Genomic DNA, 22,624 nt, shown 5'->3' with positions numbered 1-22,624 from the left:
TTTATAATTATTTGAATTAGCCAATGCCAAAAATCACAATAAAAACTTAATTACACAACTTTTTAAACTTAAATTTTGCTTTTTTATCTTAGGCTGTCGAGGTTTTTAAGCACTTTATCTTAAAAACGTGAAGTGAGGCTAAGGTGAATTTTTGTGTTAGAAAATTTAAACGCTTGATTATCAATATTTCCGTTAGCGATATTAAATTTTAGCACACCGGCTTTATTTAGAAGTCCTAGACCAATACCAAAGCTGTATAGATTTTCCTTTTGGTCAATTACATCGTTTTCGAAATATCCTAGATCGATTATACTATGTATGTAGGTGTTTTGATTGAGTAGAAAACGATATTCTGTATTTAAAACAGATACTAGTGATGCATCAATACTGTTTTCTGTAAATCCGCGTATACTATTTATACCTCCGAATCTAAATAATTCATTTGTTAAATAGCTGTCGCTTAGCAGCACATTCGTAGTGTTCTGGACGTATACATTGTTTTTTGAGTTTAATTTAAAAATGTGATATATGTTATTGGTGATTTTTAATTGGTCTTCTTTTGAAGTGTTAGACTCCCTATTTCCAATACCTATTTCGAAGTCTATCTTGGTTTTAAATGGGAATAGTCTGTTGTTTTGTGGTTTCACGAATTGTAGACCGCCAATAATAGATTTTGCTTGAAAATCTTGCAAGCTTTCAGGATTAGGGTTGTTTTCTAGTAAGTTGCTAGAAGTGTTGCCTTTATAACCTAGGTATGTTTTGGATGATGGTGAAATTTGATACGAGGTGTTTATTTCTTGTGAGGTAGAAGAGAAGGTACTGTCTCTTTTAAAAATATTTATTTCGGCTGCTATGCCAAAGGGTGTTTTGAGTAGATAGGGGAGTTCTGTTCTAATAGATAGGTTTTGTTGATCTCCTCCATCAGCTTTGTATTTTAGAATGAGTTTCTCGCCAAAATTTAAGTTGTTGTTTAATGCTAGGTCTAAATAGCCATTAAATTCAATATTTTGAGTTTCCTCATTTGTTGCAAATCCTAAAATACCGTCAAAAGTATTGAAGTTTTGTTTTTCGAGATATAAGTAGACTGTGGTTTTATTTTTCTCAAATAAGGCCTCTGGAGTTTTTTTGCTATTCACAAAACCTAAACTTTGTAAAGCGTTATTTTTTTTTAAGATTTCTTCTTTGTTAAATACATCTCCTTTTTTTATGCCAGCAAAGTATTTTATAAATGACTTCGGAAATTTTTCATACCCTTTTACTGTAATGCTATCGATGGTTCTTTTGGATTGTGAATTTACTTTTAGTGTTGCTGAAATGTTAGTGCCATCGATGATGAGTTCTGAAAGTTGTAGTTTTCCAAATGTATTTCCGTTTTGGGTTTGAAGCACATTTAGTTTTTGAAGTGCAGTTTGAGTTTCTGAAATTGGAAGTATGAAATAAGTATCTTGGACAGAATCTGAAATAGTTTCAAGTTGTTTTTTTGTGAACGATGTTTTGTTGAAGTAAACTTTTATAAGGGTGTACTTTTTTCCAAAAAAATAATGGGCGTTGCAAAGCGTGTCGTTTATTTTATCAATTTGGATCAACTGATTTTCTATGTAGCCAAATTGTTCTAATCTTTTTGAAATGTTAGTTACTTCTTCTTGAATGCTTTTGTAATCAAGATGATTTTTACTTGTTAAAAGTGAATCCTCAAGTGTTTTAGAGATGGGTATTTCCGAAGAGATGGTAAGGCTAATGTCTTGAGCTTTTACAAATGTAAAAAAACTAGTATATATATTAAGGTATAAAAATATGTAGCAGATTTGTTTCAAAAAGGGAAAATTGTATTGTAAAATTAACGATAGCATTTCGTTTTTAATATCTCAAACTGTAAATAATAAAAAAGGTAAAATTTTAATAGGCTAACGTTTGAAATATCAAATAATTATTATATTTTTGCACGCCCTAATAAGAGGGAATTAATAAATAACAATTAAGTATAACAAGGATTTTTATGCCAACTATTTCACAATTAGTACGAAAAGGAAGGACCAAAATAACCAAGAAGTCAAAATCGGCTGCCTTAGATTCATGTCCGCAACGCCGCGGAGTATGTACGCGTGTTTATACTACCACACCTAAAAAACCGAACTCTGCAATGCGTAAAGTAGCGCGTGTTCGTTTAACAAATGGTAAGGAAGTAAACGCATACATCGGTGGTGAAGGACACAATCTTCAAGAGCACTCGATAGTATTGGTTAGAGGTGGAAGGGTGAAAGATTTGCCGGGAGTTAGATATCATATTGTTCGTGGAGCCTTAGACACCGCTGGTGTTGATGGAAGAACACAACGTAGATCTAAATACGGAGCAAAACGCCCTAAGAAGTAATTTTAATTTTTTTAAAACGAAGACATGAGAAAAAGAGCAGCCAAGAAAAGACCGCTTTTACCAGATCCAAGATTTAACGATCAGTTAGTTACACGTTTTGTGAACAACTTGATGTGGGACGGTAAGAAGTCGGTGGCGTTCAAAGTATTTTATGATGCAATTGACATCGTAGAAGAAAAAAAGACAGACGAAGAAAAAACAGGTTTAGAGATTTGGAAGGATGCCCTTTCAAACGTAATGCCTCACGTTGAAGTACGTAGTCGTAGAGTAGGTGGAGCTACATTCCAGATACCTATGCAGATTCGTGCAGATCGTAAGATCTCAACTGCTATGAAGTGGTTGATCGGTTACGCTAGAAAACGTAACGAAAAATCAATGGCTCAAAAGCTAGCATCTGAGATCCTAGCAGCAGCTAAAGAAGAAGGAGCAGCGGTTAAAAAGCGTACAGATACGCACAAAATGGCCGAAGCAAATAAAGCATTCTCACACTTTAGATTCTAACAGAAATGGCAAGAGATTTAAAATTCACAAGAAACATTGGAATTGCGGCTCATATTGATGCTGGTAAAACAACCACTACTGAGCGTGTTCTTTATTATACAGGAGTTTCACACAAAATTGGAGAAGTACATGATGGTGCTGCTACAATGGACTGGATGGAGCAAGAGCAGGAACGTGGTATCACGATTACTTCAGCGGCGACAACATGTGAGTGGAAATTCCCAATTGAAAACGGAGAACCAACACCTGAAACAAAAGGATATCACTTCAACATTATTGATACTCCTGGTCACGTAGATTTTACTGTAGAGGTAAATAGATCTTTACGTGTATTAGATGGTTTGGTATTCTTGTTTAGTGCAGTTGATGGTGTAGAGCCACAATCTGAAACTAACTGGAGATTGGCAGATAACTATAAAGTACCTAGAATTGGTTTCGTTAACAAAATGGACCGTCAAGGATCTGACTTTTTGGGTGTTTGTCAGCAAGTAAAAGACATGTTGAAGTCTAACGCAGTGCCTATTGTACTTAACATTGGTGATGAAGAAGATTTTAAAGGTGTTATTGACTTAGTAAAAAACCGTGCTATTGTATGGCATGATGCAACTCAAGGGTCAACATTTGATGTGATTGACATTCCTGAGGATATGAAAGAAGAAGCTCGTAAGTACCGTGCGCTTTTAATTGAAGAAGTAGCAAGTTACGATGAGAATCTTTTAGAGAAATTTATGGAAGACGAAGATTCTATTACAGAAGAAGAAGTGCACAAAGCACTTAGAGCTGCTGTAATGGATATGGCTATCATACCTATGATCTGTGGTTCTGCGTTTAAAAACAAAGGAGTTCAGTTCTTATTAGATGCTGTATGTCGTTACTTACCTTCTCCAGTGGATAAGGAAGGTATCGTTGGTGTGAATCCAAATACAGAGCAAGAAGAGCTTCGTAAGCCAAGTGTTGATGAGCCTTTTGCTGCATTGGCATTTAAAATTGCTACCGATCCTTTTGTTGGTCGTTTAGCATTCTTTAGAGCGTACTCTGGTCGTTTAGATGCAGGTTCGTATGTTTTAAACAACCGTTCAGGAAAAAAAGAGCGTATTTCACGTATCTACCAAATGCATGCTAACAAGCAAAATGCAATCGATTTTATAGAAGCTGGAGATATTGGAGCTGCTGTTGGATTTAAATCTATCAAAACAGGAGATACACTTTCGGCCGAGAAACACCCAATTGTGTTAGAATCTATGGACTTCCCGGATCCAGTAATTGGTATTGCTGTGGAGCCTAAGACTAAAGCGGACGTTGATAAATTAGGTATTGGTTTGGCTAAATTAGCTGAAGAGGATCCAACGTTTACAGTGCGTTCAGACGAAGCTTCAGGACAGACCATTATTTCTGGAATGGGTGAACTTCACTTAGATGTAATTGTAGACCGTTTAAAGCGTGAGTTTAAGGTTGAAGTAAATCAAGGCCAGCCGCAAGTTGAGTACAAAGAAGCTATCACAAGAGCTGCAGATCATAGGGAAGTTTATAAAAAACAATCTGGTGGTCGTGGTAAGTTTGCTGATATCGTATTTACGATTGAACCAGCAGACGAAGGAGTAGTAGGTCTTCAATTTGAGTCTATCATTAAAGGTGGTAACGTTCCTAAAGAATTTATCCCTTCTATTGAAAAAGGATTTAAAATGGCGATGATCAATGGTCCATTAGCAGGATATGAAGTTGATTCTATGAAAGTAACGTTGAAAGATGGATCTTACCATGATGTGGATTCGGATCAGTTATCTTTCGAATTGGCTGCTAAACTTGGATTTAAAAACTCTGCAAAAGCGGCAAAAGCTGTTATTATGGAACCAATCATGAAGCTTGAGGTAATTACTCCTGAAGAAAACATGGGTGACATTGTAGGTGATTTAAATAGAAGACGTGGACAAGTAAGTGATATGGGTGACCGTGCAGGTGCTAAAACTGTAAAAGCTACAGTGCCACTTTCTGAAATGTTCGGATATGTTACAACATTAAGAACATTGTCATCAGGTCGTGCAACGTCAACAATGGAATTTTCACACTATGCAGAGACACCTTCTAATATTTCAGAAGAAGTAATCGCTGCCGCTAGAGGAACTAACGCTTAATATTTCAGCAATGAGTCAAAAAATAAGAATTAAATTAAAATCATACGATCATAATTTAGTAGACAAATCTGCTGAAAAAATCGTTAAGACTGTTAAAACAACAGGTGCTGTTGTAACTGGACCAATTCCGTTACCAACACACAAGAAAATCTTTACAGTATTACGTTCACCACACGTAAACAAGAAGAGTAGAGAGCAGTTTCAATTAAGCTCTTACAAGAGGTTATTGGACATCTACAGTTCTTCTTCAAAAACAATTGACGCTCTAATGAAGTTAGAGTTGCCAAGTGGTGTTGAAGTAGAGATTAAAGTCTAAGTATATTTCTGAAATTTTATTTTCAGTAGACATGTCCTAAGCTGCGAGCGAGGGAAAAACGGAAAACAAAGTAATATTCGGGATCGAATTTATTTTGATCCCTTTTGTTTTTAATAAAATTTCTTTTCCCCGTCCCTAAAGGGAGGAAATTTTTTTCGCCACCCTTTAGGGAGGGGCAAAGCGAAAAAAAATAATAATTAAGAACGTAGTGAGTGCTACATTCGAGTATAAATCAATAAATAATAAATTATGTCTGGGTTAATTGGAAAAAAGATAGGGATGACCAGCATCTTTGACGAGAATGGTAAGAATATACCATGTACCGTTATAGAGTGTGGGCCCTGTGTTGTTACCCAAGTCAGAACTGAAGAAGTTGACGGTTATGCTGCGCTTCAATTAGGTTTCGATGACAAGAAGACTGCTACAAAAGCTGCTGAAGGGCACTTTAAAAAAGCAGGAACCGTTGCAAAACGCAAAGTCGCCGAATTTAAAGGTTTTGATGAGGAAGTTAAATTAGGTGATACAATTACTGTAGAGCACTTTACAGAAGGAGAATTCGTTGATGTGGCGGGTACTTCAAAAGGTAAAGGTTTTCAAGGTGTTGTAAAACGTCACGGTTTTGGTGGTGTAGGTCAAGCTACTCACGGTCAACATAACCGTTTAAGAGCGCCAGGTTCTATTGGTGCAGCGTCGTATCCTGCGAGAGTATTCAAAGGAATGAAGATGGCTGGTCAAATGGGGAACGAAAAGGTGAAAGTTCAAAATTTAAGAGTTTTAAAAGTAGTTGCTGAAAAGAACCTACTTGTTGTGAAAGGGTGTGTTCCTGGACATAAAAACGCTTACGTAACGATTCAGAAATAATGAAGGTAGCTGTATTAGATAGTAAAGGAAAAGACACAGGAAGAAAGGTAGAGCTTTCTAAAGATGTGTTTGGTATTGAGCCTAACAATCACGCTGTATATCTTGATGTAAAGCAGTACTTGGCAAATCAACGTCAAGGAACGCATAAAGCAAAAGAACGTGCAGAGATTGCTGGATCTACCAGAAAGATAAAGAAACAAAAAGGAACTGGTACTGCTCGTGCGGGTAGTATTAAGTCTGGTGTTTTTAAAGGTGGTGGTCGTATGTTTGGTCCAAGACCAAGAAACTACTCGTTTAAATTAAACAAGAACTTAAAGCGTTTAGCTCGTAAATCTGCCCTTACAATGAAGGCAAATGATAAGGCAATCGTTGTGTTAGAAGACCTAAAATTTGATACTCCTAAAACAAAAGATTTTACTGCAGTTTTAAAGACTTTAGGTCTTGAAAACAAAAAGTCTTTGTTTGTGTTGGGTGAATCAAATAATAATGTATATTTGTCTTCGCGAAATTTAAAAGGTACTGAAGTCGTAAGTAACTCAGAATTAAGTACTTATAAAATTTTGAACGCAAATAGTGTAGTGCTATTTGAAGGTTCTTTGGAAGGAATTGAGTCAAACTTAAGTAAATAGAAACAAGATGAGTATCTTAATTAAACCTATAATTACGGAAAAAGCTACGGCAGATGCGGAATTAAATAACCGTTACGGATTCGTAGTAAACCCAAAGGCGAATAAGGTAGAAATCAAAAAAGCGGTGGAAGCTGCTTATGAAGTTTCTGTTCTTAAAGTTCGCACATTAAATGTCCGCCCAGATAGAAAAACTCGTTACACAAAAACGGGAATTCAAACTGGTAAAACAAATGCTTACAAAAAAGCAATTGTACAGGTGGCGGAAGGTGATACAATAGATTTTTACGGAGGAGCTGAATAAGCTTTTCAATTAAAAAAAGACAAAAATGTCAGTAAGAAAATTAAAACCAATCACCCCAGGACAGCGTTTTAGAGTTGTAAATGGATTTGACGCCATTACAACTGATAAGCCGGAGAAAAGTTTATTAGCTCCGAAAAAGAGGTCTGGTGGTAGAAACAGTCAAGGAAAGATGACCATGCGCTACATAGGTGGTGGTCACAAAAAGAAGTATAGAATTATCGATTTTAAGCGCGAAAAGGCAGGAGTGCCTGCTACCGTAGCTTCTATTGAATACGATCCAAACCGTACAGCATTCATCGCTTTATTAAACTATCAAGATGGTGAGAAGCGTTATGTAATTGCTCAAAACGGTCTTCAAGTTGGTCAAAATATCGTCTCTGGCGATGCTGTAGCTCCAGAAATTGGAAATGCAATGACCTTATCAAACATTCCATTAGGTACCATTATCTCTTGTATAGAGTTGCGTCCAGGACAAGGAGCTGTATTGGCTCGTAGTGCTGGTGCTTTTGCACAATTAATGGCGCGTGATGGTAAATTTGCTACCGTTAAATTACCTTCTGGTGAAACACGTTTAATCTTAGTCACTTGTATGGCAACTATTGGTGCTATATCTAATAGTGACCACCAGTTAACTGTATCTGGTAAGGCTGGACGTTCTAGATGGCAAGGTAGAAGACCACGTACTAGACCAGTAGTTATGAACCCGGTCGATCATCCAATGGGTGGTGGTGAAGGGAAGTCTTCTGGTGGACACCCACGCTCTAGAAACGGTATTCCTGCAAAAGGATTTAGAACCCGTTCAAAGACAAAGCAGAGTAATAAATACATAATCGAACGTAGAAAGAAATAAGCTATGGCAAGATCGTTAAAAAAAGGACCGTACGTTCACTACAAGTTAGATAAGAAAGTACAAGATAATGTGGAGTCTAATAAAAAGACTGTGATCAAGACTTGGTCAAGAGCTTCTATGATTACTCCAGATTTTGTAGGACAAACTATTGCAGTTCATAATGGCCGTCAATTCGTGCCAGTATATGTAACTGAGAATATGGTAGGACATAAACTAGGAGAATTTTCACCAACAAGATCATTCCGTGGTCACGCAGGTGCAAAAAATAAAGGTAAAAAATAATAGGCCATGGGAGTTCGTAAAAGAGAAAGAGCAGAGCAGATTAAAGAGGCTAAGAAGACTCAGTACTTCGCTAAGTTGAATAACTGCCCTACATCACCAAGAAAAATGCGCTTAATGGCGGATTTAGTAAGAGGTGAGAAAATTGACAAGGCACTAAACATTTTAAAGTTTAGTTCAAAAGAATCATCACGTCGTTTAGAGAAATTGTTATTGTCTGCTATTGCAAACTGGCAATCTAAAAACGAAGATGCTTCTATAGAAGATGCAGATCTTTTTATCAAAGAAATTCGTGTTGACGGAGGAGCTATGTTAAAGAGATTACGTCCTGCACCGCAGGGTCGTGCGCACAGAATTAGAAAACGCTCAAACCATGTTACATTGGTATTAGGAGCTAACGATAACACACAAAGCTAAATTATAAATGGGACAGAAGACAAATCCAATCGGAAACCGCTTAGGAATTATCAGAGGATGGGAATCTAACTGGTACGGTGGGAACGACTACGGTGATAAATTAGCCGAAGACGACAAGATTAGAAAGTATATTCACGCTCGTTTAAGTAAAGCAAGTGTGTCTAGAGTAATTATTGAGCGTACGCTTAAACTTGTAACCGTTACTATCACTACTGCAAGACCTGGTATTATTATCGGGAAAGGTGGACAAGAGGTAGACAAGTTGAAAGAAGAGCTTAAGAAAATTACAGGTAAAGAAGTACAGATCAACATCCATGAGATCAAGAGACCTGAGTTGGATGCGCATTTAGTAGGTGCTAGTGTAGCAAGACAAATTGAGAATAGAATTTCTTACCGTCGTGCTATCAAAATGGCAATTGCTGCAGCAATGCGTATGAATGCTGAGGGAATTAAAATTCAGATTTCTGGACGTTTAAATGGTGCTGAAATGGCACGTAGCGAGTCCTACAAAGACGGTCGTATTCCTTTATCAACATTTAGAGCCGATATTGATTATGCTTTAGTTGAGGCACATACTACCTATGGTAGATTAGGTGTTAAAGTATGGATCATGAAAGGTGAAGTATATGGCAAAAGAGAACTTTCTCCATTAGTTGGGTTATCTACGGGTAACAAAAAAGGTGGAAAAGGTGGAAATCAAGGACGAGGTGGTAATAAGTCACGTCGTAGAAAGTAATTTTTTAAAGTAAAAGAAAAATGTTACAACCTAAAAGAACCAAGTTCCGTAAACAACAGAAAGGACGTATGAAGGGTAATGCTGGACGCGGAAATCAACTTTCTTATGGAACGTTTGGAATTAAATCTTTAGATTCAAATTTCTTGACGGCTCGTCAAATTGAAGCAGCTCGTATTGCAGCAACACGTTTTATGAAAAGAGAAGGGTCTATGTGGATCATGATCTTTCCAGATAAACCTATTACCAAAAAGCCTCTTGAGGTTCGTATGGGTAAAGGTAAAGGTGCTGTAGAATATTGGGCAGCTGTTGTTAAACCAGGTAGAGTTTTGTTTGAAGTATCTGGAGTGCCAATGGAAACAGCTAAAGAAGCATTGCGCCTTGCGGCTCAAAAGCTTCCAGTGAAAACCAAGTTTGTGGTATCTAGAGATTTTCAAGCTTAATTTTTGAAACTGTATTATGAAACAATCAGAGATAAACGAAGCATCAACAGCAGATTTGCAAGCAAAACTTGCAGAAGCTAAGAAAGTGTATTCAGATTTTAAAATGGCTCACACCATTTCACCGTTAGAGAATCCTATTCAATTACGTTCTCATAGAAGAACCGTAGCTAGAATCGCGACAGAACTAACTAAAAGAGAAGTACAATAAGTACCAAGCTGAAAGATGGAAGAATTAAAAAGAAATTTAAGAAAAGAACGTGTTGGTGTAGTTACTAGTAACAAAATGGACAAGTCTATTGTTGTTGCCGAAGTAAAAAAAGTAAAGCACCCTATGTATGGAAAATTCGTTTTAAAAACGAAGAAGTATGTAGCGCACGACGAGACAAATAACTGCAACGAAGGTGATACTGTTAAGATCATGGAAACACGACCTATGAGTAAAACTAAATGTTGGAGATTAGTAGAAATCATTGAAAGAGCGAAGTAAGATATGTTACAACAAGAATCAAGACTTAAGGTCGCAGACAACACTGGTGCTAAAGAGGTTTTAACCATTAGAGTGCTAGGTGGAACTAAAAGAAGATATGCTTCAATTGGTGACAAGATAGTGGTAACTGTTAAAGACGCTACTCCTAACGGTACAGTAAAAAAAGGAACAGTTTCAACGGCTGTTGTTGTACGTACAAAAAAGGAGGTAAGAAGAGCAGATGGATCATATATCCGCTTTGATGACAATGCGTGTGTATTATTGAACCCACAAGGTGAAATGAGAGGTACACGTGTATTTGGACCAGTTGCAAGAGAACTTCGTGATAAACAATTCATGAAAATAGTATCATTGGCACCAGAGGTGCTTTAATACGAAAATTAAAATGGCAAAGCTTAAATTAAAATCTGGAGATACAGTAGTTGTTACTGCAGGAGACCATAAAGGTTCTGAAGGTAAAATATTACGTGTATTTCTTGAGAAAAACAAAGCAATCGTAGAAGGAGTTAATATGGTAAAGAAACATGAGAAGCCAAGTGCGGCGAATCCTCAAGGTGGAATTACTGAAAAAGAAGCTCCTATCCATATTTCAAATCTATCATTGGTTGATCCTAAAACAGGAACTGCAACACGTGTTGGATATAAAATGGAAAATGGTAACAAAGTACGATTTTCTAAAAAATCGAATCAAGTATTATAGTTATGGGATATACACCAAGACTTAAGGAAGAATATAAGAGCAGAGTAATAGGTGCTCTTACAGAAGAATTTGGTTACAAAAATGTAATGCAAGTACCAAAACTAGAGCGCATTGTTGTGTCTCGTGGTGTTGGAGCTGCTGTAGCCGATAAGAAATTGATTGACTACTCTATTGATGAGTTGACAAACATCACCGGTCAGAAAGCCGTTGCTACTATTTCAAAAAAGGATGTTGCGACATTCAAATTAAGAAAAGGTATGCCAATTGGTGCAATGGTAACATTGAGAGGTGAGCGTATGTTTGAGTTCTTAGATAGATTAGTAACTTCTTCATTACCACGCGTACGTGACTTCAACGGAATCAAAGCTACTGGTTTTGATGGTAGAGGAAACTATTCTTTGGGTATTACTGAACAAATCATTTTCCCTGAAATCGATATCGATAAAGTGAAAAAGATTGAAGGTTTAAACATCACTTTTGTGACGTCTGCTCCTACAGATAAAGAAGCAAAATCATTATTAACAGAACTAGGTTTACCTTTTAAAAAGAACTAAGATGGCTAAAGAATCAATGAAAGCCCGTGAGGTTAAAAGAGCAAAGACGGTAGCTAAATATGCTGAGAAACGCAAAGCTTTAAAAGAAGCAGGAGACTACGAAGCATTACAGAAATTACCTAAAAACGCTTCTCCTATTCGTATGCACAATCGTTGTAAACTTACAGGAAGACCAAAAGGGTACATGAGAACATTTGGTATTTCACGTGTAACATTTCGTGAAATGGCAAATCAAGGGCTTATCCCAGGTGTAAGAAAAGCATCTTGGTAAACCAAACTGTTAGTTCGCTAACAAAATTATAAATGGGTAGAAGGTTTTGAATATCTATTATTTCAGAAAACCACTACCGCAACTTAATAAATATGAATACAGACGTAATCGCAGATTACCTAACGAGAGTTAGAAATGCAGTACATGCAGGACACCGTGTTGTTGAAATACCGGCGTCGAATCTAAAAAAAGAAATCACAAAAATTCTTTTTGATCAAGGATATGTGTTAAGCTACAAATTTGAAGACGATAAAGGGCCTCAGGGAACTATCAAAATCGCTTTGAAATATGATAAGCTTACCAAAGATCCAGTAATCAAGAAGATTCAAAGAATGAGTAAACCAGGTTTACGTAAATACGCTAGCTCAAAAGAGATGCCTCGTATTTTGAACGGTTTGGGTATTGCTATTGTTTCAACTTCTGCGGGGGTAATGACAGGAAAGCAAGCACAAGCGCAAAATGTAGGTGGTGAAGTATTGTGTTACGTATATTAATCATTAAAGACAAGAACAGATGTCAAGAATAGGTAAAAACCCGGTAGCAATTCCTGCAGGTGTTACAGTTGATGTTAAAGAAAACATAGTGACTGTAAAAGGAAAATTAGGAGAGTTAACACAAGAGTACTCTGATGTTACAATTAAAGTGGATGGTGACCAAGTGGTTGTCGAGCGTTCTACAGATCATAAAGATCATAGAGCTAAACATGGATTGTATAGATCTTTAGTCTTTAACATGATTGAAGGTGTTTCAAGAGGATGGACAAAAGAATTAGAATTGGTTGGTGTAGGTTATAGAGCTAGCCATCAAGGACAAAAATTAGATCTTGCTTTAGGATTTTCTCATAATATTGTATTGAACATTGCTCCAGAAGTAAAGGTTGAAACAGTTTCTGAAAAAGGAAAAAATCCAATCGTCAAATTAACATCATACGACAAACAATTGGTTGGACAGGTTGCAGCGAAGATTCGCGGTTTCCGTAGACCAGAACCTTACAAAGGAAAAGGTGTGAAGTTTGTAGGAGAACAAATTAGAAGAAAAGCAGGTAAATCTGCATAAGCAATAAGAACGTTATGAAATTATCAAAACAAGACAGAAGACAGCGTTTACGTTTCAGAATACGTAAAACTGTATCAGGAACTGTTCAACGTCCGCGCTTGGCAGTTTTCAGAAGTAATAAAGAAATTTATGCTCAATTGATTGATGATGTAAATGGAAAAACCATTACAGCAGCATCTTCAAGAGACAAAGATATAGATGCTTCAAAAGTAAATAAAGTTGAAGCAGCAAAGTTAGTAGGTAAAGCAATCGCAGAGAAAGCTGTAAAAGCAGGTGTTGAAACCATTTCTTTTGACAGAGGAGGTTACCTATATCACGGAAGAGTTAAATCATTAGCAGAAGGTGCGCGTGAAGGTGGCCTAAAATTCTAAGTAGTATGTATCAGAATTATAAAAACGTAGAATTAGTAAAACCAGGAGGTCTTGATTTAAAAGATCGTTTGGTAGGTGTACAACGTGTAACTAAAGTAACAAAAGGTGGTAGAGCCTTTGGTTTCTCTGCTATTGTTGTAGTTGGTGATGAAAATGGTGTAGTTGGACAAGGATTAGGTAAATCTAAGGATGTTGCAAGTGCAATTGCAAAAGCAATTGAAGATGCAAAGAAAAACTTAGTACGTATTCCTTTAAATAAAGCTACATTACCTCACGAACAAAAAGGTAAATATGGTGGTGCAAGAGTAAACTTATTGCCTGCAGCTCCTGGTACAGGGGTGATTGCTGGTGGTGCTGTACGTGCCGTATTGGAAGCAGTTGGTGTACATGATGTATTATCAAAATCTCAAGGATCTTCTAACCCACATAATGTAGTAAAAGCAACATTTGATGCTTTACTACAAATGAGAAGCGCTCAAACTGTTGCAAAACAGCGTGGTATTTCAATGGAAAAATTGTTTAAAGGATAAACAGCACTAAGATGGCAAAGATAAAAGTAACAAAGGTGAAAAGTGCGATTAACCGTACTCAAAACCAGAAGAGAACGCTTGAAGCTTTAGGACTAAGAAAAATTGGTCAAGTAGTAGAGCATGATGACACGCCAAATATTCTTGGTATGGTAAATAAAGTTAAACACTTGGTTTCTGTTGAAACCGTTTAAGATAAAGACACATGGAATTAAATAACTTAAAACCTGCGGAAGGTTCGGTTAAGAGACAAGGAAAGCGCGTTGGTCGTGGACAAGGTTCTGGTAAAGGTGGTACTGCAACACGTGGTCACAAAGGAGCAAAGTCTCGTTCTGGATATTCTAAGAAATTAGGATTTGAAGGTGGGCAAATGCCACTACAACGTCGTGTACCTAAGTTTGGTTTCACTAACATTAATCGTAAAGAGTACCAAGGAATCAACTTGGATACCTTACAACAGTTAGTTGACGAAAAGAAAATTAAAGGTACTGTAGATTTTGATACACTAGTTGGACTTGGTCTTGCCGGTAAAAATGAAATGGTGAAGATTTTAGGAAGAGGAGAATTAAAAGCAAAATTAACAGTAACTGCACACAAATTTACGGGTACTGCTCAGAAAGCTATTGAAGCTGCTGGCGGTGAAGTAGTAACATTGTAATCTATACTAAGGATGAAATTTATTGAAACCTTAAAAAATGTTTGGAAAATAGAGGAACTACGTAACCGTATCATGGTAACGTTAGGTTTATTACTTGTATACCGTTTTGGTGCTCAAGTAGTATTACCTGGTATTGATGCCTCAAAACTTAGTGAATTTGCTGGCAAGTTTGATGCTGGTGGAATCGGTGGGTTAATTAATGCTTTTACAGGAGGTGCATTTTCTAATGCGTCTGTATTTGCATTAGGTATTATGCCTTATATCTCTGCTTCCATTGTGGTTCAATTGATGCAGATTGCAGTTCCTTATTTACAGAAATTACAAAAAGAAGGAGAGAGCGGTAGAAAGAAGATCAATCAAATTACTCGTTGGTTAACCATAGGTATTTGTTTGATTCAAGCGCCAAGTTACTTGTTCGGTTTAGAAGCCTTAGGGGTTCCTGCTGAAGCATTTATACTTGGTAAAACGCCAATGTTCTTTATTTCTTCTACAATTATCTTAGTAACTGGTTGTGTTTTTGCAATGTGGTTAGGAGAGAAGATTACAGATAAAGGAATTGGTAACGGTATTTCTATCTTAATTATGGTAGGTATTATTGCTACCTTACCATTATCATTTGCTCAGGAATTAGCCTCATCTTCTGTGATGTTAGTTCTTATCGAATTGGTAATTTGGTTTGTAATTATACTACTAAGTGTATTGTTAGTAATGGCTGTTCGCAAGATACCTGTACAATATGCGCGTAGAACTGCTACTGGAGAATATGAGAAGAATATTTTTGGAGCTAGACAGTTTATTCCTTTAAAGTTAAATGCTTCTGGAGTAATGCCTATTATCTTTGCGCAAGCAATTATGTTCGTGCCTAGTTTTTTAGGAGGTGTTAGTTTCATGAAAGATACTAGTGTTGGTCAATGGATGTTGGCTAACTATAGTGATATTTTTGGTTTGTGGTATAACATTACATTTGCACTCCTAATTATAGTGTTCACATATTTTTATACTGCTATTACAGTGCCAACAAATAAAATGGCTGATGATTTAAAAAGAAGTGGTGGATTTATACCAGGTATTAAGCCAGGTGGTGAGACTGCAGAATTTTTAGATAAAATCATGTCACAAATCACATTGCCGGGATCTATTTTCTTAGCATTGATTGCAATATTTCCTGCAGTCGTAGTTAAGTTCTTAGGTGTGCAACAAGGATGGGCATTGTTTTTTGGAGGTACCTCACTACTTATTATGGTAGGTGTAGCAATAGATACTATGCAACAAATTAACTCATACTTATTAAACCGTCATTATGATGGCTTAATGAAGTCTGGTAAAAACAGAAAAGCAGTAGCGTAATTATGGCAAAACAACCCGCAATAGAACAAGACGGAAGCATTGTAGAAGCATTAAGTAATGCAATGTTTCGTGTAGAGTTAGAAAACGGACATATTGTAACTGCACACATTTCAGGTAAAATGCGCATGCACTATATTAAATTGTTACCTGGAGATAAAGTAAAATTAGAAATGAGCCCTTACGATTTAACAAAGGCTCGTATCACATACAGATACTAAAATTAAAATCAGATGAAAGTAAGAGCATCAGTTAAGAAAAGAAGTGCCGACTGCGTTATTGTACGTAGAAAAGGTAGATTATATGTAATTAATAAAAAGAACCCTAGGTTCAAACAAAGACAAGGATAAGTTATGGCAAGAATCGCAGGTGTAGATATCCCTAAACAAAAAAGGGGTGTAATCGCGTTAACATATATCTTTGGTATTGGTAGAAGCCGTGCCCAAGCTATATTGGAAAAAGCTGGAGTTAGCGAAGACAAAAAAGTAAGTGAGTGGAACGATGAAGAAATCGGGAACATTCGTGAAGCTGTAGGGTCTTTCAAAATCGAAGGTGAATTACGTTCTGAAGTTCAATTAAACATCAAACGTCTTATGGACATTGGATGTTATAGAGGTATTCGTCATAGAGCGGGTCTTCCTTTAAGAGGACAACGTACTAAGAATAACTCAAGAACAAGAAAAGGAAAACGTAAAACTGTTGCTAATAAGAAAAAAGCAACTAAATAATAGATAGCGTTATGGCAAAGTCAAATCCAAAAGCGAAAAGCACAAAAAAACGTAAAGTGGTTATAGAGTCTGTAGGTGAAGCTCACGTTACAGCATCTTTTAACAATATCATTATTTCGTTGACGAATAAGAATGGAGATGTAATCTCTTGGTCATCTGCCGGTAAAATGGGCTTCAGAGGATCTAAGAAAAATACTCCTTACGCAGCACAGCTAGCTGCAGAAGACTGTGCAAAAGTGGCACACGAAGCTGGGCTAAGAAAGTGTAAAGTATACGTTAAAGGACCTGGTAATGGTAGAGAATCTGCAATACGTAGTATTCATAACTCAGGAATTGAAGTAACAGAAATTATCGATGTTACGCCAATGCCACATAATGGGTGTCGTCCAGCAAAAAGACGTCGTGTATAAATCATACTGGTAAAGAGTCGCTTTTTAAAGGCGTCTCTTTACTTTTTTATTACTACCTTTGCCGGCTGTAATAAGAATTATAAATCAAGATGCTCTAGGGCATCTTACGTTGTAAATAATAAATATCAATCTGAAGATATAAGAAACTAGAGGATTAACGTAAGACCTTAATTTAGTTTCTCTTCAAAAATTAGTAAAAATGGCAAGATATACTGGTCCAAAAACTAAAATCGCTCGTAAGTTTGGAGAAGCGATTTACGGAGATGACAAAAACTTCGAAAAAAGGAATTACCCTCCAGGGCAACACGGTAACAACCGTCGTCGTGGAAAAAAATCTGAATATGCTATACAATTAGCAGAAAAGCAAAAGGCAAAATATACCTATGGTATTCTTGAGCGTCAGTTTAGAAACATGTTCAAAAGAGCGACAGCACTTCCTGGAATTACAGGTGAGGTATTGTTGCAATTAGCTGAATCACGTTTAGATAATGTTGTTTACCGTATGGGTATCGCTTCTAGTCGTCCTGCAGCAAGACAACTTGTTTCTCACCGACACATTACTGTAAACGGTGAAAAAGTAAACATCCCTTCTTACCAATTAAAGCCAGGTGATGTTGTTGCAGTAAGAGAGAAGTCAAAATCTCTAGAAGCAATCGAAGCTTCATTATCGAATGCTAGACACGTATACGAGTGGATCACTTGGAATGGAGATAAGAAGGAAGGAACATTTGTTTCTATTCCTCAACTTATTCAAATTCCAGAGAACATCAATGTACAGTTTATAGTCGAATTATATTCTAAATAATCAATAACACACGAGTCACACTATGGCAGTATTTAATTTTCAGAAGCCTGATAAAGTTATCATGATCAATTCAACAGATTTTGAAGGGAAATTTGAATTTCGCCCTTTAGAGCCTGGATATGGTTTGACCATCGGTAACGCACTAAGACGAGTATTACTTTCTTCATTAGAAGGTTTTGCTATTACTTCGATACGTATTGAGGGAGTTGACCACGAGTTTTCTACCATCTCTGGTGTTGTAGAAGATGTTACTGAAATTATCTTGAATTTAAAACAAGTTCGTTTCAAAAGACAAATTGATGAAATCGACAACGAAACTGTTACTATCTCAGTAAACGGTGGAGAGCAATTAACCGCTGGAGATTTCCAAAAATATATTTCTGGTTTCCAAGTATTGAACCCAGACTTAGTAATCTGTAATATGGATGCTAAAGTGAATCTTAATTTTGAGATCACTATCGAAAAAGGTAGAGGTTATGTTCCTGCAGAAGAGAACAAAAAAGCCAACGCTCCTTTAGGTACTATTTTTACAGATTCTATCTACACACCAATTAAAAATGTTAAGTATAGCATTGAAAATTTCCGTGTAGAGCAAAAGACAGATTACGAAAAATTAGTTTTCGAAATCCAATCTGATGGATCTATTCATCCTAAAGATGCTTTAACTGAAGCAGCTAAGACATTAATTCACCACTTTATGTTATTTAGTGATGAGCGTATCACCCTTGAGGCTGATGAAATTGCTCAAACTGAAACATATGATGAAGAGTCATTGCACATGCGTCAGTTGCTTAAAACAAAATTAGTAGATATGGACCTTAGTGTTCGTGCGCTTAACTGTTTAAAAGCTGCAGAAGTTGATACTTTAGGAGACTTAGTATCGTACAACAAGAATGATTTAATGAAATTTAGAAACTTCGGTAAAAAATCTCTTACAGAATTGGAAGAGCTTGTAAACGTTAAGGGATTAAACTTCGGTATGGATCTTTCAAAATACAAATTAGATAAAGACTAGTTGTACAACTCGTCTACACTATAATTATTAAACAATCATATTTTGCTCCTCGATACACGAGTTTGGTAGCAAGATGATAAAACAAATGTCATGAGACACGGAAAAAAAGTAAATCACTTAGGAAGAAAAACAGCACATAGAAAAGCTATGTTAGCGAATATGGCTTGTTCCCTAATTGAACACAAAAGAATCAACACAACTGTTGCAAAAGCTAAAGCCTTAAAAGGTTTTGTTGAGCCGCTAATCACTAAGTCTAAAGAAGATACTACGCACAATCGTAGAATCGTTATGGCTAGATTACGTCAAAAAGATGCTGTAACAGAATTATTTAGAGATGTTGCTGTAAAAATTGGTGACCGCCCAGGGGGTTACACTCGTATTATCAAGTTGGGTAACCGTCTTGGAGATAACGCAGATATGGCAATGATAGAATTGGTTGATTACAACGAAGTTTACAACGCAGGAAAAGCAAAGAAAACAAAATCAACACGTCGTAGCCGTCGTGGAGGTGCTGCTAAAGTTGCTACCCCGCCAGTTGAAACCAAAGCAACTAAAGAAGAAGAATAAATGATTGTTCTTCACTATATATAAAGGGATAAACGTTTTAAATGTTTATCCCTTTTTTTATAACTGAAATTTTAAAAATCTATTGAATAGTACTTTTTATGGTATTGTTTAAAAGTTCTTATAAACCAATGCAGAAAAACAAAGACTAGAATTGTATTTTTGCGAAACTCTTTTTACAAAATGATGAAATACCAAACAAGAAAAAAGGCACTAATCCTCCTTGCTGATGGAACCATCTTTCACGGAAAGGCAGTAGGAGGTAAAGAAGGAACTGCTTTTGGTGAAGTATGTTTCAATACAGGAATGACTGGATATCAAGAAATCTTTACAGATCCTTCTTATTTTGGTCAGCTTATGGTGACCACCAATGCACATATTGGTAACTATGGAATCACTAATGAAGAATCAGAATCTGGTAGCGTTAAAATTGCTGGACTCATTTGTAGAAATTTTAGCTACAACTATTCAAGAGACCGTGCAGATGACTCATTAGAAAACTTTCTGGATCAAAATAACCTTCTTGCCATTAGTGATGTTGATACAAGAGCCTTAGTAAGCTATATTCGTGATAACGGTGCTCAAAATGCTGTGATATCTACAGAAGTAGATAATATCGACGGACTCAAAAAACAATTGGCTGCCGTGCCAAACATGAAAGGATTAGAGTTAGCAAGTAAAGTGTCAACAACAGCACCTTATTTCTTCGGAAACGAAAATGCAACCCATAAAATTTCAGCACTAGATATTGGTATTAAAAAGAATATCTTAAGAAACCTTGCTCAAAGAGATTGTTACATCAAGGTGTTTCCTTACAATACTCCTTTTAGTGATCTAGCAGCGTTTAATCCTGATGGTTATTTCTTGAGCAATGGACCAGGAGATCCAGAACCATTAACCGATGCTATCGCGACTGCTAAAGACATGTTGTCTTCAAATAAACCATTGTTTGGAATCTGTTTAGGACACCAAGTATTAGCCTTAGCAAATGGGATTTCTACCTTTAAAATGCATAATGGACATAGAGGGATTAACCACCCAATTAAAAATATCTTGACAGGCAAAGGGGAAATCACCTCTCAAAATCATGGTTTTGCTATCAATAGAGAAGAGACAGAAGCGCATCCAGATGTAGAAATTACACATGTGCATTTAAATGATAATACAGTCGCAGGGATACGCGTAAAAAATAAGCCTGTATTTTCTGTACAATACCATCCAGAAGCGAGTCCGGGACCAAACGACGCTAGTTATCTGTTTGATCAATTTGTAGAAAATATTAAGAATCAATAGTAATGGAAGCCCATTTTTTGGGCTTTTTTCTTTGGAAATGTTTAAAAACAAACACATATTAAACGCATTAAAGTATACAATGCTATTTTTGTTACTAACCATTAGCGTTTCTTGTGGAGAAAGTACCTCTAAAAATAAAGAAGTCTTACTTGAAGAAGGATGGTTGTTGTTTGAAAAAGATGCCTATAGCATTGCACATCCAAAAGGGTGGAACGTAGATACTTCTGGACGATTTGGAGTAGACCTGTTTTTGTTTAGTCCACAGCAAGATTCTACAGATGTTTTTAAAGAAAATGTCAATCTCTACATTGAAGATTTACAGGATGCCAATGTTGATCAAGAAGCCTACTTTGAAATTTCAAAAAAGCAACTTGCTTCTGTTATTACAGATGCAAAACTTCTTGAAAGTAGCTATGTTTCAGAACTTGGAGCGCATAGAAATATCATTACCGGTAAGCAAGGTGTTTTGGAACTTAAAACACAGCAGTATTACTGGGTTGCCAATGAAAAGGCTTATGTGGTTACCTTAACCTGCCAAGAAAGTGAGTATGAAAACTACAAAGCGCTTGGCGAAAAAATAATTACAACATTTACAATAAAATAATAATAGATTAATACTAAAAATAACGAATTATGAGTGTCATCATCGATATCCACGCCAGACAAATTTTTGATTCTAGAGGAAACCCAACTGTAGAGGTTGATGTAGTTACAGAAAATGGCTTTATTGGCCGTGCAGCTGTTCCTTCTGGAGCCTCAACAGGTGAGCATGAAGCCGTAGAACTTCGTGACGGTGGAGATGCCTACATGGGAAAAGGAGTGCTCAAAGCTGTAGAGAATGTAAATGGTAAAATTGCAGGGACACTTCTAGGTGTATCGGTTTTTGAGCAAGCAGAGATCGATCAAATTATGATAGATCTTGATGGTACTCCAAATAAATCAAAGTTAGGTGCCAATGCAATTTTAGGGGTTTCTTTAGCTTGTGCTAAAGCAGCGGCTCATGAGCTAGGTTTGCCATTGTATCGCTATGTAGGCGGGGTAAGCGCAAAGACCCTACCAGTGCCTATGATGAATATCATTAATGGAGGTTCTCATAGTGATGCGCCTATCGCATTTCAAGAATTTATGGTCATGCCTGTAAAAGCAACTTCTTTCACTGAGGCGATGCAAATGGGTTCTGAAATTTTCCACCATTTAAAAAAGGTCCTTCATGATAGAAATTTGAGCACTGCCGTAGGGGATGAAGGTGGTTTTGCACCAACGCTTGATGGTACAGAAGATGCACTAGATACGATTAAAAAGGCAGTGGAGAATGCGGGCTATTCTTTTGGAGATCAAATTATGATAGCCTTAGATTGCGCTGCTGCAGAATTTTTTGTGGACGGGAAATACGATTACCAAAAATTTGAAGGTGCTACAGGTGTTGTTAGAACAAGTAAAGAACAAGCAGACTACTTAGCGGAGCTTTCTCAAAACTATCCAATTATCTCTATAGAAGATGGAATGGATGAAAACGATTGGGAAGGTTGGAAGTACCTTACAGAAAGAATAGGAGACAAGGTACAATTGGTTGGAGACGATTTATTTGTAACTAACGTGGACCGTTTGTCAAGAGGTATTAACGAAGGCATTGCAAATTCTATTTTGATCAAAGTAAACCAGATTGGTACCTTAACAGAAACCATTGCTGCTGTAAACATGGCGCATAATGCTGGATATACTTCAGTGATGTCTCACAGATCTGGAGAGACAGAAGACAATACTATTGCAGATCTTGCGGTAGCATTAAACTGTGGACAGATTAAAACGGGTTCTGCATCACGTAGTGACCGTATGGCAAAATACAATCAGTTATTACGCATCGAAGAACAATTAAATACTGTTGCGTATTTTCCTGGCAAAAACGCCTTTAAGATTTAAGAATTTTATATCTGAAATATGAGAAGCCAATGATGCATCCTGTGTCATTGGCTTTTTGTGTGAATATGATTTCTGATTTAAGCACTTA

The 22,624-nt window shown here is 36.6% G+C and carries 36 protein-coding genes; 35 read left to right on the top strand and 1 reads right to left on the bottom strand.

Going from position 1 to position 22,624, the window contains the following annotated elements:
• Nucleotides 1–119: 119 nt before the first annotated feature.
• Entirely contained in the window at nucleotides 120–1,814 is a 1,695-nt protein-coding gene (locus ACY2RS_RS01120) for a POTRA domain-containing protein (protein ID WP_490096751.1), read from the bottom strand.
• Nucleotides 1,815–1,996: 182 nt separating this feature from the next.
• Between ACY2RS_RS01120 and rpsL the strand changes: the two genes are divergently transcribed.
• The 35 genes from rpsL to eno all read left to right on the top strand — a co-directional run bounded on the left by rpsL (nucleotide 1,997) and on the right by eno (nucleotide 22,536).
• Nucleotides 1,997–2,371, top strand: a complete 375-nt coding sequence (gene rpsL, locus ACY2RS_RS01115; RefSeq protein ID WP_151675177.1) for a 30S ribosomal protein S12 — start codon at nucleotides 1,997–1,999, stop codon at nucleotides 2,369–2,371.
• A gap of 24 nt (nucleotides 2,372–2,395) precedes the next feature.
• Nucleotides 2,396–2,872, top strand: coding sequence for a 30S ribosomal protein S7 (gene rpsG, locus ACY2RS_RS01110; RefSeq protein ID WP_490096750.1), 477 nt, complete (start codon nucleotides 2,396–2,398; stop codon nucleotides 2,870–2,872).
• A gap of 5 nt (nucleotides 2,873–2,877) precedes the next feature.
• Nucleotides 2,878–5,004: an elongation factor G gene (fusA, locus tag ACY2RS_RS01105; RefSeq protein WP_490096749.1), complete on the top strand. Its 2,127-nt coding sequence runs from the start codon at nucleotides 2,878–2,880 to the stop codon at nucleotides 5,002–5,004.
• 10 nt (nucleotides 5,005–5,014) lie between these two features.
• Nucleotides 5,015–5,320 (top strand): 30S ribosomal protein S10, encoded by a 306-nt coding sequence (gene rpsJ / locus ACY2RS_RS01100; RefSeq protein WP_007094989.1) that lies wholly within the window; start codon nucleotides 5,015–5,017, stop codon nucleotides 5,318–5,320.
• 249 nt (nucleotides 5,321–5,569) lie between these two features.
• The gene (rplC, locus tag ACY2RS_RS01095; protein ID WP_490096748.1) at nucleotides 5,570–6,181 is read left to right on the top strand and encodes a 50S ribosomal protein L3; all 612 of its coding nucleotides are present in this window, start codon (nucleotides 5,570–5,572) and stop codon (nucleotides 6,179–6,181) included.
• Nucleotides 6,181–6,810 carry a 50S ribosomal protein L4 gene (gene rplD, locus ACY2RS_RS01090; RefSeq protein ID WP_490096747.1) on the top strand — a complete coding sequence of 210 codons (630 nt, stop codon included), beginning with the start codon at nucleotides 6,181–6,183 and terminating at the stop codon, nucleotides 6,808–6,810. The genes rplC and rplD overlap by 1 nt, the downstream gene beginning before the upstream one ends.
• Nucleotides 6,811–6,817: 7 nt before the next feature.
• Nucleotides 6,818–7,111 (top strand): 50S ribosomal protein L23, encoded by a 294-nt coding sequence (gene rplW, locus ACY2RS_RS01085; protein ID WP_490096746.1) that lies wholly within the window; start codon nucleotides 6,818–6,820, stop codon nucleotides 7,109–7,111.
• A gap of 25 nt (nucleotides 7,112–7,136) precedes the next feature.
• Complete coding sequence (gene rplB, locus ACY2RS_RS01080; protein WP_490096745.1) at nucleotides 7,137–7,961, top strand: 50S ribosomal protein L2; 825 nt, start codon at nucleotides 7,137–7,139, stop codon at nucleotides 7,959–7,961.
• 3 nt (nucleotides 7,962–7,964) lie between these two features.
• On the top strand, nucleotides 7,965–8,243 hold the full coding sequence (gene rpsS, locus ACY2RS_RS01075; protein ID WP_490096744.1) for a 30S ribosomal protein S19: 279 nt from the start codon (nucleotides 7,965–7,967) through the stop codon (nucleotides 8,241–8,243).
• A 6-nt stretch (nucleotides 8,244–8,249) separates the two neighbouring features.
• Nucleotides 8,250–8,657, top strand: a complete 408-nt coding sequence (rplV, locus tag ACY2RS_RS01070) for a 50S ribosomal protein L22 (RefSeq protein WP_490096743.1) — start codon at nucleotides 8,250–8,252, stop codon at nucleotides 8,655–8,657.
• Nucleotides 8,658–8,664: 7 nt separating this feature from the next.
• Nucleotides 8,665–9,393 carry a 30S ribosomal protein S3 gene (rpsC, locus tag ACY2RS_RS01065; RefSeq protein ID WP_490096742.1) on the top strand — a complete coding sequence of 243 codons (729 nt, stop codon included), beginning with the start codon at nucleotides 8,665–8,667 and terminating at the stop codon, nucleotides 9,391–9,393.
• 20 nt (nucleotides 9,394–9,413) lie between these two features.
• Nucleotides 9,414–9,833, top strand: a complete 420-nt coding sequence (gene rplP, locus ACY2RS_RS01060; protein WP_490096741.1) for a 50S ribosomal protein L16 — start codon at nucleotides 9,414–9,416, stop codon at nucleotides 9,831–9,833.
• Between the two features lie 16 nt (nucleotides 9,834–9,849).
• Nucleotides 9,850–10,041, top strand: coding sequence for a 50S ribosomal protein L29 (gene rpmC / locus ACY2RS_RS01055; protein WP_490096740.1), 192 nt, complete (start codon nucleotides 9,850–9,852; stop codon nucleotides 10,039–10,041).
• Between the two features lie 15 nt (nucleotides 10,042–10,056).
• Nucleotides 10,057–10,320 (top strand): 30S ribosomal protein S17, encoded by a 264-nt coding sequence (gene rpsQ, locus ACY2RS_RS01050; protein ID WP_151675189.1) that lies wholly within the window; start codon nucleotides 10,057–10,059, stop codon nucleotides 10,318–10,320.
• 3 nt (nucleotides 10,321–10,323) lie between these two features.
• Nucleotides 10,324–10,692, top strand: a complete 369-nt coding sequence (gene rplN / locus ACY2RS_RS01045; protein ID WP_490096739.1) for a 50S ribosomal protein L14 — start codon at nucleotides 10,324–10,326, stop codon at nucleotides 10,690–10,692.
• A 13-nt stretch (nucleotides 10,693–10,705) separates the two neighbouring features.
• Entirely contained in the window at nucleotides 10,706–11,020 is a 315-nt protein-coding gene (gene rplX, locus ACY2RS_RS01040; RefSeq protein ID WP_490096738.1) for a 50S ribosomal protein L24, read from the top strand.
• A gap of 2 nt (nucleotides 11,021–11,022) precedes the next feature.
• Nucleotides 11,023–11,574: a 50S ribosomal protein L5 gene (rplE, locus tag ACY2RS_RS01035; protein ID WP_490096737.1), complete on the top strand. Its 552-nt coding sequence runs from the start codon at nucleotides 11,023–11,025 to the stop codon at nucleotides 11,572–11,574.
• Between the two features lies 1 nt (nucleotide 11,575).
• Nucleotides 11,576–11,845 carry a 30S ribosomal protein S14 gene (gene rpsN / locus ACY2RS_RS01030; protein ID WP_298239217.1) on the top strand — a complete coding sequence of 90 codons (270 nt, stop codon included), beginning with the start codon at nucleotides 11,576–11,578 and terminating at the stop codon, nucleotides 11,843–11,845.
• Between the two features lie 92 nt (nucleotides 11,846–11,937).
• The gene (rpsH, locus tag ACY2RS_RS01025) at nucleotides 11,938–12,339 is read left to right on the top strand and encodes a 30S ribosomal protein S8 (RefSeq protein ID WP_490096736.1); all 402 of its coding nucleotides are present in this window, start codon (nucleotides 11,938–11,940) and stop codon (nucleotides 12,337–12,339) included.
• A gap of 19 nt (nucleotides 12,340–12,358) precedes the next feature.
• The gene (rplF, locus tag ACY2RS_RS01020; protein WP_490096735.1) at nucleotides 12,359–12,901 is read left to right on the top strand and encodes a 50S ribosomal protein L6; all 543 of its coding nucleotides are present in this window, start codon (nucleotides 12,359–12,361) and stop codon (nucleotides 12,899–12,901) included.
• A gap of 14 nt (nucleotides 12,902–12,915) precedes the next feature.
• Nucleotides 12,916–13,272, top strand: a complete 357-nt coding sequence (rplR, locus tag ACY2RS_RS01015) for a 50S ribosomal protein L18 (RefSeq protein WP_490096734.1) — start codon at nucleotides 12,916–12,918, stop codon at nucleotides 13,270–13,272.
• A gap of 5 nt (nucleotides 13,273–13,277) precedes the next feature.
• Entirely contained in the window at nucleotides 13,278–13,802 is a 525-nt protein-coding gene (gene rpsE / locus ACY2RS_RS01010; RefSeq protein WP_490096733.1) for a 30S ribosomal protein S5, read from the top strand.
• Nucleotides 13,803–13,813: 11 nt separating this feature from the next.
• Nucleotides 13,814–13,993, top strand: a complete 180-nt coding sequence (rpmD, locus tag ACY2RS_RS01005) for a 50S ribosomal protein L30 (RefSeq protein ID WP_490096732.1) — start codon at nucleotides 13,814–13,816, stop codon at nucleotides 13,991–13,993.
• A gap of 11 nt (nucleotides 13,994–14,004) precedes the next feature.
• Nucleotides 14,005–14,457 carry a 50S ribosomal protein L15 gene (gene rplO / locus ACY2RS_RS01000; protein ID WP_490096731.1) on the top strand — a complete coding sequence of 151 codons (453 nt, stop codon included), beginning with the start codon at nucleotides 14,005–14,007 and terminating at the stop codon, nucleotides 14,455–14,457.
• Nucleotides 14,458–14,469: 12 nt separating this feature from the next.
• Nucleotides 14,470–15,804, top strand: a complete 1,335-nt coding sequence (secY, locus tag ACY2RS_RS00995) for a preprotein translocase subunit SecY (protein ID WP_490096730.1) — start codon at nucleotides 14,470–14,472, stop codon at nucleotides 15,802–15,804.
• 2 nt (nucleotides 15,805–15,806) lie between these two features.
• Entirely contained in the window at nucleotides 15,807–16,022 is a 216-nt protein-coding gene (gene infA / locus ACY2RS_RS00990; RefSeq protein ID WP_068589225.1) for a translation initiation factor IF-1, read from the top strand.
• Nucleotides 16,023–16,034: 12 nt separating this feature from the next.
• Complete coding sequence (gene ykgO / locus ACY2RS_RS00985) at nucleotides 16,035–16,151, top strand: type B 50S ribosomal protein L36 (RefSeq protein WP_114676954.1); 117 nt, start codon at nucleotides 16,035–16,037, stop codon at nucleotides 16,149–16,151.
• 3 nt (nucleotides 16,152–16,154) lie between these two features.
• Complete coding sequence (rpsM, locus tag ACY2RS_RS00980; RefSeq protein WP_490096729.1) at nucleotides 16,155–16,529, top strand: 30S ribosomal protein S13; 375 nt, start codon at nucleotides 16,155–16,157, stop codon at nucleotides 16,527–16,529.
• Nucleotides 16,530–16,540: 11 nt separating this feature from the next.
• The gene (gene rpsK, locus ACY2RS_RS00975; RefSeq protein ID WP_490096728.1) at nucleotides 16,541–16,939 is read left to right on the top strand and encodes a 30S ribosomal protein S11; all 399 of its coding nucleotides are present in this window, start codon (nucleotides 16,541–16,543) and stop codon (nucleotides 16,937–16,939) included.
• A 199-nt stretch (nucleotides 16,940–17,138) separates the two neighbouring features.
• A complete protein-coding gene (gene rpsD / locus ACY2RS_RS00970; protein WP_490096727.1) occupies nucleotides 17,139–17,744 on the top strand; it encodes a 30S ribosomal protein S4 in 606 nt (201 codons plus the stop codon).
• A 22-nt stretch (nucleotides 17,745–17,766) separates the two neighbouring features.
• Complete coding sequence (locus tag ACY2RS_RS00965) at nucleotides 17,767–18,759, top strand: DNA-directed RNA polymerase subunit alpha (RefSeq protein ID WP_490096726.1); 993 nt, start codon at nucleotides 17,767–17,769, stop codon at nucleotides 18,757–18,759.
• A gap of 90 nt (nucleotides 18,760–18,849) precedes the next feature.
• Nucleotides 18,850–19,326 (top strand): 50S ribosomal protein L17, encoded by a 477-nt coding sequence (rplQ, locus tag ACY2RS_RS00960; RefSeq protein ID WP_490096725.1) that lies wholly within the window; start codon nucleotides 18,850–18,852, stop codon nucleotides 19,324–19,326.
• Between the two features lie 183 nt (nucleotides 19,327–19,509).
• A complete protein-coding gene (carA, locus tag ACY2RS_RS00955) occupies nucleotides 19,510–20,616 on the top strand; it encodes a glutamine-hydrolyzing carbamoyl-phosphate synthase small subunit (RefSeq protein ID WP_490096724.1) in 1,107 nt (368 codons plus the stop codon).
• 88 nt (nucleotides 20,617–20,704) lie between these two features.
• Complete coding sequence (locus tag ACY2RS_RS00950) at nucleotides 20,705–21,220, top strand: DcrB/PsbP domain-containing protein (RefSeq protein WP_490096723.1); 516 nt, start codon at nucleotides 20,705–20,707, stop codon at nucleotides 21,218–21,220.
• Nucleotides 21,221–21,249: 29 nt separating this feature from the next.
• On the top strand, nucleotides 21,250–22,536 hold the full coding sequence (eno, locus tag ACY2RS_RS00945) for a phosphopyruvate hydratase (protein WP_490096722.1): 1,287 nt from the start codon (nucleotides 21,250–21,252) through the stop codon (nucleotides 22,534–22,536).
• Nucleotides 22,537–22,624: the final 88 nt, after the last annotated feature.

The organism is Patiriisocius sp. 208BN25-11 (assembly GCF_058147145.1).
The sequence above is the reverse complement of the archived record's forward strand: the minus strand, read 5'-3'. Positions and strand labels throughout refer to the sequence as shown.

Excerpts from the sequence above, each read along its gene's own strand:
- eno (WP_490096722.1), top strand. The coding sequence starts at position 21,250 with ATGAGTGTCATCATCGATATCCACGCCAGACAAATTTTTGATTCTAGA.
- rplW (WP_490096746.1), top strand. The coding sequence starts at position 6,818 with ATGAGTATCTTAATTAAACCTATAATTACGGAAAAAGCTACGGCAGAT.
- rplB (WP_490096745.1), top strand. The coding sequence starts at position 7,137 with ATGTCAGTAAGAAAATTAAAACCAATCACCCCAGGACAGCGTTTTAGA.
- rplE (WP_490096737.1), top strand. The coding sequence starts at position 11,023 with ATGGGATATACACCAAGACTTAAGGAAGAATATAAGAGCAGAGTAATA.
- rpmD (WP_490096732.1), top strand. The coding sequence starts at position 13,814 with ATGGCAAAGATAAAAGTAACAAAGGTGAAAAGTGCGATTAACCGTACT.
- rplV (WP_490096743.1), top strand. The coding sequence starts at position 8,250 with ATGGGAGTTCGTAAAAGAGAAAGAGCAGAGCAGATTAAAGAGGCTAAG.
- rplD (WP_490096747.1), top strand. The coding sequence starts at position 6,181 with ATGAAGGTAGCTGTATTAGATAGTAAAGGAAAAGACACAGGAAGAAAG.
- rplF (WP_490096735.1), top strand. The coding sequence starts at position 12,359 with ATGTCAAGAATAGGTAAAAACCCGGTAGCAATTCCTGCAGGTGTTACA.
- ACY2RS_RS00965 (WP_490096726.1), top strand. The coding sequence starts at position 17,767 with ATGGCAGTATTTAATTTTCAGAAGCCTGATAAAGTTATCATGATCAAT.
- ykgO (WP_114676954.1), top strand. The coding sequence starts at position 16,035 with ATGAAAGTAAGAGCATCAGTTAAGAAAAGAAGTGCCGACTGCGTTATT.
- rpsK (WP_490096728.1), top strand. The coding sequence starts at position 16,541 with ATGGCAAAGTCAAATCCAAAAGCGAAAAGCACAAAAAAACGTAAAGTG.
- rplP (WP_490096741.1), top strand. The coding sequence starts at position 9,414 with ATGTTACAACCTAAAAGAACCAAGTTCCGTAAACAACAGAAAGGACGT.
- rplQ (WP_490096725.1), top strand. The coding sequence starts at position 18,850 with ATGAGACACGGAAAAAAAGTAAATCACTTAGGAAGAAAAACAGCACAT.
- rpsQ (WP_151675189.1), top strand. The coding sequence starts at position 10,057 with ATGGAAGAATTAAAAAGAAATTTAAGAAAAGAACGTGTTGGTGTAGTT.
- rpsH (WP_490096736.1), top strand. The coding sequence starts at position 11,938 with ATGAATACAGACGTAATCGCAGATTACCTAACGAGAGTTAGAAATGCA.
- rpsD (WP_490096727.1), top strand. The coding sequence starts at position 17,139 with ATGGCAAGATATACTGGTCCAAAAACTAAAATCGCTCGTAAGTTTGGA.
- rpsJ (WP_007094989.1), top strand. The coding sequence starts at position 5,015 with ATGAGTCAAAAAATAAGAATTAAATTAAAATCATACGATCATAATTTA.
- rpsG (WP_490096750.1), top strand. The coding sequence starts at position 2,396 with ATGAGAAAAAGAGCAGCCAAGAAAAGACCGCTTTTACCAGATCCAAGA.
- rpsL (WP_151675177.1), top strand. The coding sequence starts at position 1,997 with ATGCCAACTATTTCACAATTAGTACGAAAAGGAAGGACCAAAATAACC.
- secY (WP_490096730.1), top strand. The coding sequence starts at position 14,470 with ATGAAATTTATTGAAACCTTAAAAAATGTTTGGAAAATAGAGGAACTA.
- rpsN (WP_298239217.1), top strand. The coding sequence starts at position 11,576 with ATGGCTAAAGAATCAATGAAAGCCCGTGAGGTTAAAAGAGCAAAGACG.
- rplR (WP_490096734.1), top strand. The coding sequence starts at position 12,916 with ATGAAATTATCAAAACAAGACAGAAGACAGCGTTTACGTTTCAGAATA.
- fusA (WP_490096749.1), top strand. The coding sequence starts at position 2,878 with ATGGCAAGAGATTTAAAATTCACAAGAAACATTGGAATTGCGGCTCAT.
- rpsM (WP_490096729.1), top strand. The coding sequence starts at position 16,155 with ATGGCAAGAATCGCAGGTGTAGATATCCCTAAACAAAAAAGGGGTGTA.
- rpsS (WP_490096744.1), top strand. The coding sequence starts at position 7,965 with ATGGCAAGATCGTTAAAAAAAGGACCGTACGTTCACTACAAGTTAGAT.
- rplN (WP_490096739.1), top strand. The coding sequence starts at position 10,324 with ATGTTACAACAAGAATCAAGACTTAAGGTCGCAGACAACACTGGTGCT.
- rplC (WP_490096748.1), top strand. The coding sequence starts at position 5,570 with ATGTCTGGGTTAATTGGAAAAAAGATAGGGATGACCAGCATCTTTGAC.
- infA (WP_068589225.1), top strand. The coding sequence starts at position 15,807 with ATGGCAAAACAACCCGCAATAGAACAAGACGGAAGCATTGTAGAAGCA.
- carA (WP_490096724.1), top strand. The coding sequence starts at position 19,510 with ATGAAATACCAAACAAGAAAAAAGGCACTAATCCTCCTTGCTGATGGA.
- rpsE (WP_490096733.1), top strand. The coding sequence starts at position 13,278 with ATGTATCAGAATTATAAAAACGTAGAATTAGTAAAACCAGGAGGTCTT.
- rplX (WP_490096738.1), top strand. The coding sequence starts at position 10,706 with ATGGCAAAGCTTAAATTAAAATCTGGAGATACAGTAGTTGTTACTGCA.
- rplO (WP_490096731.1), top strand. The coding sequence starts at position 14,005 with ATGGAATTAAATAACTTAAAACCTGCGGAAGGTTCGGTTAAGAGACAA.
- rpsC (WP_490096742.1), top strand. The coding sequence starts at position 8,665 with ATGGGACAGAAGACAAATCCAATCGGAAACCGCTTAGGAATTATCAGA.
- rpmC (WP_490096740.1), top strand. The coding sequence starts at position 9,850 with ATGAAACAATCAGAGATAAACGAAGCATCAACAGCAGATTTGCAAGCA.